Raw genomic sequence first — 16466 nt, forward strand, 5'->3', positions numbered from 1 at the left:
TTACCGCGTGATGCGGTTGAAATGCGCCATCTTGCGGCCCGGTTTGACTTCAGCCTTGCCATAGAGATGAAGCGCAACGTCGCGTTCCCGCGCCAATTCCGGCACGCGGTCCATATCGTCGCCTATCAGGTTCTCCATAACCACGTCTGAATGGCGTTGACCGTCGCCCAACGGCCAACCGGCTACGGCGCGAATATGCTGCTCAAACTGATCCACCGCGCAGCCGTTCTGCGTCCAGTGGCCCGAGTTATGCACCCTTGGCGCAACTTCATTCACGATCAAACCCTGCGGTGTCACGAACAGTTCGACACCCATGACACCGACGTAATCCAGCGCGTTCAGGATATTCGCGGCCAACAGCACGGCATCGGTTCGCTGCGCCGGGGCGAGGCGGGCGGGTACCGTGGTGGTGTGCAGGATGCCATCGCGGTGCACGTTTTCACCTGGGTCGAAACAGGCGACTTGCCCGTCGATACCGCGGGCGGCGATGACCGATACCTCGTGGCTGAAATTGACGAACCCTTCGAGGATTGCGGGCGCGCCTGCCATATCGGCCAGTGCGGCCTCGGCATCCTCAGGGCCGCGCAACCGCGCCTGTCCCTTGCCGTCATAGCCGAAACGACGTGTTTTCAGGATGGCTGGCGTGCCAATCTGGTCAATCGCTGCCTTTAGGCTGTCCAGATTGGTGATGTCGGCGAACGGCGCTGTCTTCAAACCCAACCCGGCAAGGAAAGTCTTTTCGGTCAGTCGATCTTGACTGACACGCAGCGCCTCGCGCCCCGGATGGATAGGGCAATGTGCTTCCAACAGGTCCAGCGCTTCGGTCGGGATATTTTCGAATTCATAGGTGATGACATCGACGGACTCGGCAAAGGCCTTCAGTGCCGCAGCGTCATCATAAGCTGCAGTCGTCACATGATCCGCCACCTGACCGGCGGGTGGGTTGGCTCCCGGCTCAAAGATGTGGGTTACAAAGCCCAACCGGGCCGCCGCGACGGACAACATCCGGCCTAATTGGCCACCGCCCAGAATTCCAATCCGCGCCCCCGGAGCAAGCATGTCCGTCATCAATCAGTCTCCAACCTTTTTCCAATCGCCTGCAGGGCCGAGCGCAGCGCATCATGTGCTTTGCCCGCATGCAATGCCTGCGTCATCTGCAGGCTGAGTGTTCCATCCGTCGCCAGCGCGTCCCGTTCCTCGGCCAGACGCCCGGCTTGCCCGGTTTGCATCGTCTGCAGAAATCCAGACAGCAGCTGTGTTGTGTAGAACTCCGAGGCATCCGCGTCGCCTGTCTGCTCGGTCAACCACTCGGCACCTGTCGCCATAACGTCCAGAATCCCCGGCACCATCGCGCAGATCGCAAAATGTGCGTTCAACGCCGCCTCGGTTTCGACTTTTACAACTGGGTTTTCGGGTTCGAACAGTTCGGCCAGCAAGGCATCGTTGCCAAACGCTGCAAGCGGGCATCCGCCTTGCCGCAAAAACCCCAAAGGGATTGTTTGAACGAAGTCAGTCGCCGGAGCGCACAGGGATGCAAGCTGGTCCGCCGATACAGCTGCCATCACAGATACGATTTGCTGACCCGAGCGAAAACTCAGGTTATCCAGAACTTCCGGGGCGATCTGAGGGCGCAGGCAAAGAAAAACGATATCCGATGCGTCGATAACCGCTTGTGGGTTCGTGACCGTTACGTCCAGTTCAGCCTCCAACTCAGCTGAGACTTTGGCGTTTCGCTCTGTAACGGCAATGCTGTGCCCTTTGTCCGTAAGAAAACGCGCAATGGGGGCTGCGATATGTCCGGTTCCGATAAAGCCGATACGGCTCATCCTTGGGGTTCCTCGGGGATAGAAGCAGACAAAGCTTCGCGCCAGGCATCCAGCCGATCAGCCAGTGCTGCGTCCTGCAAGGCGAGGATGCCAGCCGCCATCAACCCGGCATTGGCCCCACCGGCGGAGCCGATAGCCATCGTCGCCACCGGAAAGCCTTTGGGCATCTGCACGATGGAGTATAGCGAATCGACGCCGGACAGGGCACGGGTCTGCACAGGCACGCCGATCACCGGTACGCGCGTCTTTGAGGCCATCATCCCCGGCAGATGCGCAGCACCGCCCGCACCGGCGATAATCACATCCAGGCCACGCTGAACGGCGGTTTTACCATAGTCCCACAGGCGATCAGGGGTGCGGTGCGCCGAAACGATGCGTTTTTCATACGCAATGCCCAGTTCATCCAGAATGTCTGCGGCTTCTTTCATCGTGGGCCAGTCCGACTGGCTGCCCATGATGATCCCCACTTTCACATCGCTCATCCACTTGTCGCCCTTGCCTGTCGAAAGAGCGCGCACTATAGCCAAATCGGCCTATCTGGCAATGCGGTACAGGGCCTTCAGGCGATGATATCCGGGGTCAGACGGTCCTCGATCAGGCGAATGATGTCCTTAAGGCGCAGTTTCTGCTTTTTCAGCCGCTTGATCGTTAACTGATCCGACGTCCCCGTCGCTTGCAGCGCCTCGATCGCTTCGTCCAGATCGCGGTGCTGGCGGCGAAATACCTCCAGCTCGACCCGAAGAACTTCATCTGTTTTCATTGAAATGTCAGTGGGCGCGTTCATGGACGACTCGGTTGTTGTTGTGGTGCTTTCCACACAAGATAGTGTGTCAGGGTTTATCCGGCCAGACCTTGTGGACATCCCTGCATATTCCCATATTCTATCATACGCGGTTGCCAAAACGGGACCGCACCACACGTCGCTTTGGCAATAAAGGACGAAAATACGTGTCGAAACTTACTCTTGGCTCATACCCGCATCTTTTGGGGTTCGAGCAATTGGAACGCCTTCTAGAACGGTCTGCAAAGGCCGGAAACGAAGGATACCCGCCCTATAACATCGAGCAGACCTCGGATTTTTCCTATCGCATCACCCTGGCTGTGGCCGGTTTTGCGGAACAGGACCTGTCGATTACCATCGAGGATCGCCAGCTGGTGATCCGGGGCCGTCAACGCGACGATAGCGAGGGGCGCATCTTTCTGCATCGCGGCATCGCGGCGCGTCAATTTCAGCGCATGTTCGTGCTGGCGGACGGAGTCGAGGTTGGCGAGGCGATCATGGAAAACGGTCTGCTGCATGTGGACCTGACCCGCGCCGTGCCGGAAACCGTGGTTCAGACAATCAACATACGGAAGGGGTAAGAGCAATGAATACACCGATTGAAATCAACACCGAAGGCGATCGGATCGTTTATGTGAAAGCTGTCGATGTAGCTGACCTGCCGCGCGAAGTGCGCGAACAGGCCGGTGATCTGGATCAGCTTTACGCTGTTCACGACTCCGATGGCCAGCAACTGGCGCTGGTTGCAGACCGCAAGCTAGCCTTTGTTCTGGCGCGCGAACATGACTTCTCGCCGGTGGCCGTTCACTGAAACGGCCCCGCAGAAGGTGATTTTCCCGTGACATCCGCCGCCCCACGGGTGAGATATGCGAACCAATACAGGTTCGCAGGGCGGAGGCACCATAGCAGGGCGGAGGCACCATACATGAGCTGGTTTGATTTCGACTGGGTGGACGCATTCAGCGACCGTGCCTTTGGCGGCAATGGATGCGCCGTGGTGCATGGTGGGGCCGTCCTGCCCGAAGATGTCTGTACCGCTTACGTGCGCGAAACGTCCTTGGTCGAATGTACCTTTACCGGGCCGTCTGACGTGGCCGACGTCCGAGTGCGCTATTTTCTAGCCAGCCGTGAGATCCCTTTTGCGGGGCATCCCACAATAGCCACTGTGGCGGCGATGCGGTCGCGTGGGCTGTTTCAGGGGGATGCGCTGACACTGGACACCGGGGCAGGGATCGTTTCAATCCAACTCAACGGTGATGAGATTGAAATGACGCAGGTTGCCCCGCAATTCGGTGCGATCGTTCCTGCCGACCTGGTTGCCGCTGCCATCAGCCTACCGGAAAGCGCGATCATCTCGCCACCTCAGATGGTATCCACAGGGTTGCCGTTTTGCGTCACTGTGCTGCGCGACCTCGAAGCGCTACGTGCCGCAAAGCTGGCACAAGAACCGCTGCGCAAGGTGATAGAGGCCGGAGGGTATTCCGGATCGGACATGGCCGAGCCATTTATTGTGACGCTGGAGGGCGCGAGCGAGGCGGGCGACACGTTCTCACGCCTTTTGATGTTGCCGCCCAGCCCGCCCGAGGATCCGTTCACCGGCTCCGCAACCGGGGCGATGGCAGCTTATCTCTGGAAATATGGCCTGATGCCTAAGGACACGTTTGCAGCAGAACAGGGCCACGACTTGGGCCGCCCCGGCCAAGCGACCGTTACACGCGTTGGACCTGCCGATGCGATGACCGGTATCAAGGTGGCGGGCCGTGGCTATATTCTGATGCGTGGTCAGGTCAATTTGCCCGGGCAACTGTAATGACTGAACCTGCGATCGCCATCCTTCCTTATGGGCATCGGTTGGGTCCGAAACTGGCTTCGGTTCCATTGTCCGATCTGATCTGGTCCGAAGGGTGCCCCGACCGCCTGATGGGCAAAACGGTTGGCGATCTTGAGCGTACCGATCACCTGATCATGTACCCCAATTCAACCGTTCACCTGCGCCTGCGCCGAGGGACCCGCGCCCGGATTTCGCTGATGATGGGCGAGCCGTCGGCCATTCACGCCAAGCACGACAAGATGCTCCGCTACACATGGTGGCGGTTCTTTCGGGTGATGACGTTTCATGACGTGCTGCTGCAGAACCTTCCGAACGCTGTGTTTCTGCCCTACGGCGTGACCATGGTGCCGGATTGGCGAGACCTCAACGTAGAGAAAACGAAATCCTGCTCGCTCATCGCCTCAGCCAAGCGCGATCTGGAAGGGCACCAACTTCGCCATTCGGTGATTGACTGGGTGCGGGAAACGGGCGCTGACGTTGATATCATGGGGCTGGGATACACGCCGTTTGATCGCAAATCCGACGGGCTGGCTCCGTATCGCTATTCCGTTGTGATCGAGAATGTGCGCGAGAAGAACTATTTTTCGGAAAAGCTTACGGATGCGGTCCTGTGTTCAACGGTCCCGGTCTATTGGGGGTGCCCGAATATCGGGGACTTCATGGACACAGCCGGTATAATCCTCTGTGAGTCTGAGGCCGACATTCAGCGCGCAATCAACAGCCTGTCCGCTGACGACTATGCCGAACGCCTGCAGCATCTGAAAGCTGCGCAAAGCAAGGCGGCAGAGTTCGGTGACTTTGAAGGCCGTGCGGTGCGGACCCTGCGCGAACAGATAAAAGCGGCCTAGTCTTCTGATGGCTGCGGGGTCAGCCACCCCACCGGCAAGATCGGGTTCGCCAGCGCGTTGATCCCATGTCGAAGGCAAAGGCGCTGCAGATATGATCCGCTGACCGGCAGCCCGGCGGTTTTGGCGGCCATAAATTTTTTCTGATGTCCGTAAATGTGGACTGAATGCACCTTATCCCGTTCGATCTCGGCCGTGGAAATGCGCGTATCGTGCAGTTTCCATAGCTGTTCCTTGTCCAAAGGATAGAACACATCCGGCTGCATCGCGTGGCTGTCCTCGCCGGTCTGGCGTAGAAAATGCTCCAACGCCTTGGGGCCTGAGCTGCCCCAGGGAAGTGCCTCGATGCCCCAGGTTTCTCCGTTTCGGATGCGCCTGCGATTGTGTCGAAATAGCCGACCGCCACGCCAGGGCTGGGTCGGGTTGGCAGAGATCACGAAATCAATCCATAGCGCCAGTGTCTCTGAGCCTTCCGGCAAGCGCAGAACGCCATTGGGAATGATGCCTGATTGCGACGACCCGAAAACGTAAGACGAGGAAAAGTCGAATGGCTTGACGCAGTAGGCATCCAGATCGACCCAGATGAACGGGGTTTTCTGCATCAACCGCAGCCGGAAAATGTCGGAAAACACTGCGACCCCCAACCGGTCTTCCGGTCGAAAATCAAACGGCGCTGGCCAAAGGATATCAGAAGCGGGCCGTATCTCGGTGCCGCTAGGCACGCCTTCGATATCATGCACGGTATACAGGATAAACCGGTGACCGTTATCCAGATAGGATTGAATGCACAGCGCCTCGAGCCAGCTCAGGTCTGAACCGAACCAGAAACTGGCAATTGCAGGCAGGTCGCGGGTCATGGGCACTTTGCGTTTTGGTTAGGGTCTGCATTTGCACCAAGGCAGCGTGCGCTTGTCAATCCAACACAAAAAGCGGCCACTGCTGGCCGCTTTGCTTGTTTGTTGTAGCAATTAGGATGCTGCAATCAGCCCCATACTTTCCAGTTTCAGGAGAACCTGATGGGCGCAGTTGTCGACCTCGACATTTTCGGTCTCGACGCTCAGTTCTGGGTCTGCAGGAACGTCATACGGGTCCGAGATTCCAGTGAACTCTTTGATCTTGCCTTCGCGGGCCAGCTTGTACAGTCCCTTGCGGTCGCGGCGTTCGCATTCCTCAATGGTGGTGGCCACGTGAACCTCGCAGAAGGCGCCGAATTGCTCGATCTCTTCCCGGACCGCACGGCGGGTCGTGGCATAGGGCGCAATTGGCGCGCAGATTGCGATGCCGCCGTTCTTGGTGATCTCGCTGGCCACATAGCCGATGCGACGGATGTTCAGGTCGCGGTGTTCCTTCGAAAAGCCCAGTTCGGACGACAGGTTTTTCCGAACGATGTCACCATCCAGCAAAGTAACCGGGCGGCCGCCCATCTCCATCAGTTTGACCATAAGCGCGTTGGCGATGGTGGATTTGCCCGAGCCCGAAAAGCCGGTGAAGAACACAGTAAAGCCCTGCTGGCTGCGCGGTGGGCGGGTCTTGCGCAATTCGGCGACAACCTCGGGAAAGCTGAACCATTCCGGGATCTCCAGACCTTCGGCCAGACGACGGCGTAACTCGGTGCCCGATATATTCAGGATAGTGACATTGTCCTTATCCAAAATCTCATCGTTCGGCTCGTATTGCGCGCGTTCCTGCACAAAAACCATGTGCTTGAAGTCGACCATTTCGACGCCGATCTCATCCTGGTACTTGCGGAACAGATCCTGCGCATCGTAGGGGCCATAGAAATCTTCGCCCTGACTGTTCTTGCCCGGGCCCGCATGGTCGCGACCCACGATGAAATGCGTGCAGCCGTGGTTTGCACGGATTAGCCCGTGCCAGACAGCTTCGCGCGGGCCGGCCATGCGCATTGCCAGGTTCAACAACGACATCGATGTGGTCGAGGCCGGGTATTTGTCCAGCACTGCCTCATAGCAGCGCACGCGGGTGAAGTGATCGACGTCGCCAGGTTTGGTCATGCCCACGACCGGATGGATCAGGAGGTTGGCCTGCGCCTCTTTCGCGGCGCGAAAGGTCAGTTCCTGGTGCGCGCGGTGCAGAGGGTTGCGGGTCTGGAACGCCACGATACGCCGCCAGCCGACTTTGCGGAAATAGGCGCGCAACTCGTTCGGAGTGTCGCGGCGCGCGCGAAAGTCATAGTGGACGGGCTGCTGAATGCCGACCACGGGTCCGCCCAGATACACTTTACCCGCCACGTTGTGCAGGTAATTCACCGCCGGGTGCGCCTCGTCATCGGCACCAAAGACTTTCTCGGCCTCGCGGGCTTTGTCCGGTGTCCAACGGTCGGTGACGGTCATGGTGCCGAGAATGACGCCTTCCTGATCGCGCAGCGCGATGTCCTGGCCCAATTCGACTTTGTCGGCAAACGCCTCGTCTACGTCCAGAGTAATGGGCATCGGCCAAAGGGTACCATCGGCCAGCCGCATGTTCTCAACGACATTGTCGTAGTCCGCCTGGCTCAGGAAGCCTTTGAGAGGGTTGAACCCGCCGTTCATCAGCAATTCCAGATCGCAGATTTGGCGCGGGCTCAGGTCCCAGCTGGTCAGATCGGCGGCTTCCACCTTCAGTTTCTGTGCTGAATCGTAGGACACGAACAATTCGGGGATTGGGGCCAGGTTACTTAACATCGTCATGGGAATACTCTTGTAAAAGTGCTGCTTTGCCGTTGATTACGGGGCGTTTGCCCCGGCTTTTGGGTGAAGTCCATATACCTTGGTGAAACAAAGGACGATATGCGCGGTTTTTCCACGCAATGGAAGGAAATTCCGGTTTGCGTGGCAATCTGCGAAGCTGGTTCCCGATGTGGGCAACAATTCCACCCAATTCAGGGCGAGTGTTCTTATGCAGTGACATTGGCGTTCAGATCCACGGCTTTGGGGACGGGCAGGGCGGGAATCGGTCGCGTCACGCCACGCAGCTCGAATGGGCGAACCTGCCGCATATCGCCGTCATATCCTGCCACCAGCAATAACTCTTGCGAGACCAGAAGTTCGCAGCCCAGGGTTTTGGTTTCGGCCTCTAACCGGCTGGCCACATTTACGGTGTCGCCGATGATTGTACGGGCGGCGTGGCCCGCAGCACCGATTTCACCCAGAACAAGGTCCCCCAGATGAAGGCCCATTCCGATGCGGATCCGGGGGCTGCCCTCGGATTCCAGCTGCTGGTTGAAACGCTGCAAGGCAAGGCTGATATCAATGGCCGCTTTCATCCCGGCCCGAGCAGAGCTTTGGGCGTCGTTGGTTTCGAACACGGCCAACAGGCCGTCGCCCATGTATTTGTCGACCACTCCGCCCTCGGCCGTGATCGCGGGGACGATGGCGTCGAAAAATCGGTTCAGCAGGAAAACGATGTCATAGGGCAGTTGGCCAGCTGTGCGCGAGGTAAAGCCGCGCATGTCCAGAAACAGGACCGCCAATTGCCGTTCCTGACCCTGGCTTGCATGTGCCCGGTGTCGGGCGCCATCCGGGCGGAACATTCGAAACGCCGTGATCGGAGCCATCGGGCGGATTTGGCATGCCAGCCGGGCGCCCGCCGGGGCACTGACCGCAGCAAGACTTCGGGCTTCGACCTCACCGGGTTCGGGCAGTTGATCCCCGCCCTCCTCGACAATCACGCGGCAGGTGGTGCAGCGCCCTTTGCCACCGCATAGCGCCGTGTGTGGAATGCCGTTGGCCTGGGAAATTTCAAGCAGGGTCATTCCTTTTTCGGCAACGACCTCAGGGCCTTGAGCGTACTTTACGCGCACGGAATGTCGGCGGCGCCACAGCTTGCGGATCGCAAAAACCGTCAGGGACGCGCCAAGGGCCACCCAGAACGCCGTCAGCGCATTGTCCTTGACACTGAACAGCTGCTGGAAGTCTTCGGGAGTTGGCCAGTTGTAATGCTCGATATATTGTTCGCGCAAAAACGGGTCTGCAAAATCAGCCCAGATCCGGCGCCCCTCCGTCAACACCCCGGCAAGGGCAAATGTGGGAACAAACACAGCCAGGCCAATCAGATATGGCACCAGCTTGGGCCACCAGCGGGTCAGCCGCAGCCACATGTGCAGTCCGATACAGCCGTGTACCCATACCACCAGCAACAACAGGCTTTGCATCCAGACCGCGAAGCTGGGCCACATCAGAACGATGATATAGCCCATTTCATCGTTCACATCGTAGACCGTGTTCGCATAGCGCGTTTGCACGATATGCGAGATCAGCTGCAATGGGATCAACAACCCCAGAACCATCTGCAACCCCGTGCTGAACGGCATGCGCAAAGTCCGGCGCTGGCTGATCGAGTACAGGGCTAACCCCGCGTGAATCAAAAGAGCAGCATAGAGAATTATGCTGCCGACATCGTGGCGTGTGATTACATGCCGGGCATCCTGCATGCCATGCAAGTAGTCTGTGTGAAATAGACCAAGGCCGATGTTGATGAAGTGAAAGAACGCAAAGGCGAACAGAACCAGGCCGCTGCCGATCCTCAGCCGGGTTGCCCACCCGCCTTGCCACAGAACAGTTTTCAATCAGATCACCTGCATTGGTCTCGCCTGAGGCCGAGTCTGATACGCCGCAGCTTAGCGGTCAAGCGCAGGTTGCGGATAGGGCGGTGTCCAATCCGTTGGCGGCGTATTCACACGGATCAGCGAAGGCGACGGGTCGAACAGGACAATGTGGTTGAGTTCGGGGCGCGAGCGCGAGCTGTATAGCAACCCGTCAGCGCCTGCGTCACGCGCGCGGTCCGAGAACCTCCATGTCGGCGAGGTGCCCTGCTTGGCGTGAATGTCCTGCCAAACGACCGATGCCTCGCGCTGTCCACGTAAGTCGACCAGTTTTGCGCCTGTCACGGTTGCCCGTTGTAAGACCCGTGGCGGATCGCCCGCCGAGACATATCGCCGAATGGCAACTCCGGGACCTTCTGCGCTGAGCGATGCGTAAAGCGCCGTCTGCCCCGAGTAATGAAAACGCCCCTCCGGCGCCCTTGCAGGGGCCAAAGGGGCGTTCAATTGCGTCAGAAAGAGAATTCTCCAGGCCGGGCCAGAGAATTCCAGCATCAGATCAATCCTGTTCGGCCAGGAAACGCTCGGCGTCCAGTGCGGCCATGCATCCCATGCCGGCGCTGGTCACAGCCTGCCGGTAGATGTGGTCCGTCAGATCCCCGGCGGCAAAAACACCCGGCACCGAGGTCTCGGTCGAACCTGGCTTGGTCACGACATAGCCGCCCATATGGCTTTCCAGTGAGTCCTTGACCAGTTCATTGGCAGGTGCGTGTCCGATCGCGACAAAAACGCCTTTGCAGGGGATCTCGGTAATCTCGCCGGTCTTCACGTTTTTGACCCGCACACCTTCGACGCCCAGCGGGGCATCGGTGCCGGTCACTTCTTCTAACTCGTGGAACCACAGGGGTTCGATTTTTTCATGCTTCAGCAGCCGGTCCTGCAGGATCTTTTCCGCGCGCAGCTCATCACGACGATGGATCAAAGTGACCTTGCTGGCAAAATTGGTCAGGAACAGCGCCTCTTCGACAGCAGTGTTGCCGCCGCCGATCACCACGATTTCCTGCCCGCGATAGAAGAACCCGTCGCAGGTCGCGCAAGCCGAAACGCCAAAGCCCTTAAATTTCTCTTCCGACGGCAGCCCCAGCCACTTGGCGCGCGCGCCGGTGGCCAGAATGACGGCATCTGCTGTGTAAACAGTGCCGCTGTCGCCGGTTGCGGTGAACGGGCGTTTGCTGAGGTCCAGATCGTTGATGATGTCACCGATGATTTCACAGCCCATCGCCTTGGCATGGTCCTGCATACGCACCATCAGGTCGGGGCCTTGAACCTCGGTATCGCCGGGCCAGTTTTCGACCTCGGTCGTTGTGGTCAGCTGGCCACCCGGCTCGATGCCCTGAACCAGAATCGGCTCTAGCATCGCGCGGCTTGCATAAACGCCGGCCGTGTAACCGGCCGGTCCCGATCCGATGATCAGAACCCTGGTGTGTCGTGTTTCGGCCATAGTACCCCCAACTCGATCTGCCTGATTGGGGCGCGTGGCCCCTGACGGATGGATATAGCGAGCGTCGCGCAGGGCTTAAACCCCCAACCTTTTGACAGGCAGCCATGCATTTGCGGCAAGGTGCCCAAAAAAAGAACATTGAAAATATAGAATATTGCGCAGGTGCGAAAGATAATTGCGCATTGGTCGGGTGCTGATATAACAACCGAAAAATTAGGAGCATTTCATGGTCGCGATACGGCTGGATGAGATTGACCGCAAGATTTTGGCAGAATTGCAGGCAGACGGTCGCATGACTAATGTAGAGCTGGCAAAACGCGTAGGTATTTCTGCGCCGCCTTGCCTGCGGCGCGTGCGTACGCTTGAGGATTCCGGGCTTATCCGCGGCTACCATGCCGATGTGAACTCACGCGAGTTGGGGTTCGAGGTTCAGGTCTTTGCCATGGTGGGGCTGGAAAGCCAGGCCGAATCCGAACTGAACGCGTTCGAGGAACGCTGCCGCGAATGGCCGCTGGTCCGGGAATGCCACATGTTGAACGGCGAGGTGGACTTTATCCTGAAATGCGTCGCCCCCGACCTGAGCAGTTTTCAGCAGTTCCTGACGGGCGAGCTGTTGACTACGCCCAATGTAGCCAGCGTAAAAACATCGCTGGTTATTCGCGGCGCCAAAGACGAACCCGGCGTTCCCTTCGACGTTCTGGAAGAACGAATGAACCGGACGGCGTGAACATCATTCGCTTTTGATGCGGTTTTGACGGCGGCAGAAAAGCTGCGACCGTTAATGATAGAAACCAACTAATTATCAGCTGCATAATGCCCCCACATTGCAGTTAGTTTTCGTTGTCACGCAGAAAGCGCATTTATCTCACCGTCTCCTGCGCGTGGTAGAACCAGTGGACCAAAATCGCTCAGCGATTCGATATGCGCAAACAAGTTCAAGTAGATCGATCTGAGCGATTGGCTAACCTGGCGTGCGGCATTGACTCCCGGATGGTATGATTCGAATTGCAGGCCATCGACCTTGATGACCGAATGACGTTTCAGGCAGATGTGAAACAGCTCAATCGGGGTCGGCGGCAATGTTTCGATCACGCTCATACCGTCCTGGAATTCATGGACAGGGGTCAGAATTTCGCCCCCGTCGTGTAAATGGCGCAGATGCGCAGGTGTGCCCAGCAGACGTGCTGCGGGTCCCGCGATTACGCCGGACAGCGGCTTTTGCATTCCAAATGTATCGGCCATGATCCGAGTTAGCGGGCGTGTTCGGCCACGCGAATCCTCGCGTCCGGGAATCAGGGTCACCGACCCCTTCCACAACACGGTCTGCAGCGCGCCATCCTGTGTCAGAACCAAGTCGCCCGGCAGCAGATCTTCGATCGCCAATGGGCCGTTTTCGGTTTCCACCAGGGATCCGCGTGTAAAGGCACAAAAGGCGTCTTCGAACATGGGCAATGCCGGGGCGATGTGGCGCGTTTGCGAAACATCTCCGTTCGGCATCAAGGTACTGACCTCATAGCGCCGCAACTGCGCCTTTGGTCTTGCGTTTGTCTTCGGAATTTCGCGCAGCATGGCCGAAGTTTTGACCGCGTTTCTGGCTGCGCGCGTCAAGGAATGTGGAATTGTCATTCTTATTCCGTCCCTCCTAAAATACCGTTCAGACGGATAAAGCCCTCCGTACAGGGCAACCTGACCGGCGTTTTCTTTGTCTTTAATGAGATAGCGACCTCAGGGCGCACGCCTTTGCGGCGTCGCAACGCGATGAACTTTCGCTTTCCTTTGGTCAACACACTGACCCCCCAGACAAACTCACTAAAACACAGGCGGAAGTTACCTGCGCACACACACCCCTGAACCAGGCCGCTGGAAATTTCAGCGGTTGGTCACACACCGGCCCGGAGCACCCCTCCGATGTGCGTCTTGACCCTTGGAACCGGCAGCATGGTTCCTTGGGCTTTTGATCAGCGTTGGCGTGCCAAGCGGCGCGCGACCCTGACCGAAGAACTGGAAACCCGTTTCCACGGCATTTCCGGTGCCTTTTCTCGCGTGGCCGCAACAACGGCACTGAGAAAACGAGATTTAACCTTCATGTTATTATTCCTAGTCGTACCGGGGCAGCTACCCCGGGTTCCTGTGTAGGATCAGTGTGGCGCGTCAATGCGGCACCGATAAGGCTGACTCAGGATTTAAACAGTAAAGTCGAAGGTCGGCAGATCCTCTTCTTTGGAATGCCTCGCACCGCGGGATAATCGTTTGATAAACACCTGAGTGCGGACAATAAAAGTCAAAATGTCTCGACTCAAACAGACACAACAAATGTGGCGAAAAAGCGGCGATTTCGCCACATTTTGGGCGCGCTCTACAATTTAATGGCGGAGATCAAACGGCCATAATCGGCTTCTTTCGCGTGGGTCGAGCGGCGGAAGGAATAAAATCTGTCCGGGTCTGAATAGGTGCAGTGCCGCGTCCATTCCGCCTGACCCACCCCGGCTTGCCGCAATCTGTGCAGACCGAAGGCGGGCAGGTCGAACTGCAGTCGATCCCCATTGCCATTCGCGAAGAACCTAAGGTTTTCGGGCGAATCCGCTGCGAATTCATCCAGGAAATCTGGACCGACCTCATACGCGTTTTGAGAAATCGTAGGACCAATGACAGCGACGGTGTTTTCCCGCTGCGCGCCCAATGCCTCCATCGCGTCCAGGGTTGCCTCCAATACACCGTCCAAAGCACCGCGCCACCCGGCATGCGCAGCCCCGATCACATTCGCGTCAGAATCGGCAAACAGGACCGGTTGGCAATCCGCTGTCAGAATCGTCAGCGCCAATCCCGGGGTTGCGGTGACAACCGCATCCGCTTTGGGTTTGTCGCCATTTATCGGAGCGTCCACCGTCAGAACGGTTGGGGAATGCACTTGATGCACCCCGACCAATGCGTCCGGGTTGACCTCCATCGCCGCGGCCACGCGCTGACGGTTCACTGCCACCGCTTCGGTTTGGTCAGACGAGCCATAGCCGCAGTTTAAACCCGCGAATATTCCGGAAGACGCTCCGCCCCGACGGCTGAAAAACCCGTGGCGGACAGGCGATAGGACGTCCGAGGTCAGAATTTCCAATGTCATGGTTCCAGTCCCGGTGGAGGTGCAGCATAAGAAGGGTAGAGGCCCAGTACTTTGAACAGATTTCCCATTTCCTCGGGATGCGTCAACCGGCGATGTGCAGCAATGAGCGCCTCAAGCTCAGACCCGCCGAGTGGCGCAGCCAGCGCCTGTGCGCGGGCCGTGATGCCCAGCCGTTCCAGAAACATGCCCTGAGGTGTCAGCTTTGTATGGGCGCACCCGGCGGCGCGTGCGGCAATAGCAAGGGGCTCAAAATCTACATGCGCGGTCAGATCCGCCCGACCCGGAGCTTGCAGGGGATCAACACGTTCATGTGATTGCAAAGCTTGAAACGTGTCGCCCAGCGAATGCCAGTAACCGTAATCCACGATCAGACCCGCCCCGCCATAAGTGGCGATCCGCCCAGCGATCACGGTCAGGATCGGAATTGCGGCCGCGCAAAGTTCAACCAAATCGCTATCTTGGGTGTCGGTCATGCGATCCGCCAGACCGATCTGAGCCGTGTTCAGCCCCAGCCCATACGTAAGCGATTCGCCCTGCGCACCGATTAGACGTTCGCGCCAGCCATCACCTTCACGTATGAATTGGCGGACTGGCAGGGCATCAAAAAACTCGTTCGCCACCAGAAACAGGGGGGCTTCGGGCAGGTCGATGAGCGTATCGATCCAGCGCGGGTTGTGACAGCTCAGCAATTGCGCCTGCCTGTCCCGCAGGGCAGGGGAGGCCTCGAACAAAACAATTTCTGCGGCCTCGTGAAATCCAGATATGCTGCTGGTTGCGCGCAGGATATCTGCCATCAGTGTGCCGCGACCCGGTCCCAGCTCTGCTAGAATGAACCTGTCCGGCTTGCCTTGATCCATCCAGCTTTGCGCCAGAGCAAGCCCGATCAACTCTCCGAACATCTGGCTGATTTCCGGTGCAGTGATGAAATCCCCCTGCGCCCCCAGCGGATCGCGGGTGGTGTAGTATCCAAACTTAGGGTTCAGCAGGCATTCAGTCATGAAATCGGCCACGCTCATCGGGCCATTCAGCGCAATTTGCGCCAGTAGGTGATCCTTAAGGTTCATTGAGTGCGTCTCGCGCGCAGTGCAAACCAAAGGCCAAGCGCGATCATTGGCAGCGATAGCATTTGCCCCATGGTCAGGCCATAGCCGCCCACGTGCCACGCCAGCCCCAGCGGATTCCCTGCCGAGACGAACTGTGCGTCAGGCTGACGAAAGAACTCAACAATGAAACGCGAGGCGCCATAACCTGCCAGAAATACACCCATCACCAGACCGGGCTTGTGAAACGCCCCACGCCGATAGGCCATCCACAGTAGAAGTGCGCCCAGCAACAAACCTTCCAGTGCAGCTTCATAAAGCTGCGAGGGGTGTCGGGCACACATCCCGGCCACAACACCAGGGCAGTCCTGCGCGGCGCCACCTGGAAAGATCACTGCCCATGGAACGTCGCTGGGTCGCCCCCAAAGCTCGGCATTAGTGAAGTTCGCCAACCGCCCCAACAGCAGTCCGGGCGGCACAGCGTGTGCGATCAGATCGGCCAAAGACAAAACCGGGACCTGGTAACGCCGCGCATAGAGATAGGACGCAACGACGACCCCCAGCAAACCACCATGGAAGGCCATACCGCCCTGCCAGATCATCAATATCTCCAACGGGTGCGATAGGTAGTAAGCCGGTTGGTAAAACAGAACGAACCCCAGACGCCCGCCGAGAATCACGCCGAGGATGATCCACGTGATCAGATCCTCCAACTGCTGCGGTTTCATCGGTGGAGTATCTGCAGGCCAAAGTGCCGGGCGCTTCAGCGCCACAGTACCCAATCGCCATGCGATCAGAATACCGGCGATATAGGCCAGCGCGTACCATCTAAGTGCGAACTCCATCCCGAACAGCGAGATCGAGAAAACTTCGGGCGAAAGGTCGGGGAAATTCAGAACAGCCTGCATGTGCGTCTCATTGCCCGGGGTTAGCGGGGCAAGTCAACCTTGAGCCCGGGCCATTCTTTACCCATATAGAGACCAACCGCGA

At 58.2% G+C, this 16466-nt stretch carries 19 protein-coding genes; 6 read left to right on the forward strand and 13 right to left on the reverse strand.

Annotation, left to right across the window (positions count from 1 at the left end; all coding sequences use genetic code 11):
* From AC2FJF_RS06500 to AC2FJF_RS06515, 4 genes are all read right to left on the reverse strand, one after another.
* Positions 1-1068, reverse strand: coding sequence for a 5-(carboxyamino)imidazole ribonucleotide synthase (locus tag AC2FJF_RS06500; protein WP_496724002.1), 1068 nt, complete (start codon positions 1066-1068; stop codon positions 1-3).
* Entirely contained in the window at positions 1068-1826 is a 759-nt protein-coding gene (locus AC2FJF_RS06505; protein WP_496724004.1) for an NAD(P)-binding domain-containing protein, read from the reverse strand. Before AC2FJF_RS06505 ends, AC2FJF_RS06500 begins: the two co-directional genes overlap by 1 nt.
* Positions 1823-2308 carry a 5-(carboxyamino)imidazole ribonucleotide mutase gene (gene purE / locus AC2FJF_RS06510; protein ID WP_170558990.1) on the reverse strand — a complete coding sequence of 162 codons (486 nt, stop codon included), beginning with the start codon at positions 2306-2308 and terminating at the stop codon, positions 1823-1825. Before purE ends, AC2FJF_RS06505 begins: the two co-directional genes overlap by 4 nt.
* 77 nt (positions 2309-2385) lie before the next feature.
* Positions 2386-2610, reverse strand: coding sequence for a YdcH family protein (locus AC2FJF_RS06515; RefSeq protein ID WP_058275529.1), 225 nt, complete (start codon positions 2608-2610; stop codon positions 2386-2388).
* A gap of 164 nt (positions 2611-2774) precedes the next feature.
* Between AC2FJF_RS06515 and AC2FJF_RS06520 the strand changes: the two genes are divergently transcribed.
* From AC2FJF_RS06520 to AC2FJF_RS06535, 4 genes are all read left to right on the forward strand, one after another.
* A complete protein-coding gene (locus AC2FJF_RS06520; RefSeq protein ID WP_058280036.1) occupies positions 2775-3188 on the forward strand; it encodes an Hsp20 family protein in 414 nt (137 codons plus the stop codon).
* 5 nt (positions 3189-3193) lie between these two features.
* Positions 3194-3418, forward strand: coding sequence for a DUF1150 family protein (locus AC2FJF_RS06525; protein ID WP_170466716.1), 225 nt, complete (start codon positions 3194-3196; stop codon positions 3416-3418).
* A gap of 114 nt (positions 3419-3532) precedes the next feature.
* Positions 3533-4417, forward strand: coding sequence for a PhzF family phenazine biosynthesis protein (locus tag AC2FJF_RS06530; RefSeq protein ID WP_496724007.1), 885 nt, complete (start codon positions 3533-3535; stop codon positions 4415-4417).
* Positions 4417-5286, forward strand: coding sequence for a hypothetical protein (locus AC2FJF_RS06535; RefSeq protein WP_496724009.1), 870 nt, complete (start codon positions 4417-4419; stop codon positions 5284-5286). The genes AC2FJF_RS06530 and AC2FJF_RS06535 overlap by 1 nt, the downstream gene beginning before the upstream one ends.
* Here AC2FJF_RS06535 and AC2FJF_RS06540 read toward each other — a convergent pair.
* The 5 genes from AC2FJF_RS06540 to trxB all read right to left on the reverse strand — a co-directional run bounded on the left by AC2FJF_RS06540 (position 5283) and on the right by trxB (position 11321).
* The gene (locus AC2FJF_RS06540; protein ID WP_496724011.1) at positions 5283-6140 is read right to left on the reverse strand and encodes a hypothetical protein; all 858 of its coding nucleotides are present in this window, start codon (positions 6138-6140) and stop codon (positions 5283-5285) included. The two genes, AC2FJF_RS06535 and AC2FJF_RS06540, sit on opposite strands and share 4 nt — an antisense overlap.
* 111 nt (positions 6141-6251) lie before the next feature.
* Entirely contained in the window at positions 6252-7970 is a 1719-nt protein-coding gene (locus AC2FJF_RS06545) for a bifunctional sulfate adenylyltransferase/adenylylsulfate kinase (RefSeq protein WP_496724013.1), read from the reverse strand.
* Positions 7971-8176: 206 nt separating this feature from the next.
* Positions 8177-9847 carry an adenylate/guanylate cyclase domain-containing protein gene (locus AC2FJF_RS06550; protein WP_496724015.1) on the reverse strand — a complete coding sequence of 557 codons (1671 nt, stop codon included), beginning with the start codon at positions 9845-9847 and terminating at the stop codon, positions 8177-8179.
* Positions 9848-9898: 51 nt separating this feature from the next.
* Positions 9899-10375: an RES family NAD+ phosphorylase gene (locus AC2FJF_RS06555; protein ID WP_496724017.1), complete on the reverse strand. Its 477-nt coding sequence runs from the start codon at positions 10373-10375 to the stop codon at positions 9899-9901.
* Between the two features lie 4 nt (positions 10376-10379).
* Positions 10380-11321 (reverse strand): thioredoxin-disulfide reductase, encoded by a 942-nt coding sequence (trxB, locus tag AC2FJF_RS06560; protein ID WP_282118987.1) that lies wholly within the window; start codon positions 11319-11321, stop codon positions 10380-10382.
* A 226-nt stretch (positions 11322-11547) separates the two neighbouring features.
* On the opposite strand from trxB, the gene AC2FJF_RS06565 reads away from it, so the two are divergent.
* Positions 11548-12048: an Lrp/AsnC family transcriptional regulator gene (locus tag AC2FJF_RS06565; protein ID WP_108859290.1), complete on the forward strand. Its 501-nt coding sequence runs from the start codon at positions 11548-11550 to the stop codon at positions 12046-12048.
* A 116-nt stretch (positions 12049-12164) separates the two neighbouring features.
* Here the strand turns inward: AC2FJF_RS06565 and AC2FJF_RS06570 are convergent, their stop codons facing one another.
* Complete coding sequence (locus AC2FJF_RS06570; RefSeq protein ID WP_496724020.1) at positions 12165-12947, reverse strand: Hint domain-containing protein; 783 nt, start codon at positions 12945-12947, stop codon at positions 12165-12167.
* Between the two features lie 282 nt (positions 12948-13229).
* On the opposite strand from AC2FJF_RS06570, the gene AC2FJF_RS06575 reads away from it, so the two are divergent.
* Complete coding sequence (locus tag AC2FJF_RS06575; protein ID WP_496724022.1) at positions 13230-13457, forward strand: hypothetical protein; 228 nt, start codon at positions 13230-13232, stop codon at positions 13455-13457.
* Positions 13458-13677: 220 nt separating this feature from the next.
* Here the strand turns inward: AC2FJF_RS06575 and pgeF are convergent, their stop codons facing one another.
* The 3 genes from pgeF to lgt are packed head-to-tail and all read right to left on the reverse strand — an operon-like array spanning position 13678 to position 16384.
* Positions 13678-14436, reverse strand: a complete 759-nt coding sequence (gene pgeF / locus AC2FJF_RS06580) for a peptidoglycan editing factor PgeF (protein WP_496724024.1) — start codon at positions 14434-14436, stop codon at positions 13678-13680.
* Complete coding sequence (locus AC2FJF_RS06585; protein WP_496724026.1) at positions 14433-15500, reverse strand: class I SAM-dependent methyltransferase; 1068 nt, start codon at positions 15498-15500, stop codon at positions 14433-14435. Before AC2FJF_RS06585 ends, pgeF begins: the two co-directional genes overlap by 4 nt.
* Complete coding sequence (lgt, locus tag AC2FJF_RS06590) at positions 15497-16384, reverse strand: prolipoprotein diacylglyceryl transferase (protein WP_496724028.1); 888 nt, start codon at positions 16382-16384, stop codon at positions 15497-15499. The genes AC2FJF_RS06585 and lgt overlap by 4 nt, the downstream gene beginning before the upstream one ends.
* Positions 16385-16466 lie beyond the last annotated feature (82 nt).

The organism is Ruegeria sp. CDSB013 (assembly GCF_059611165.1).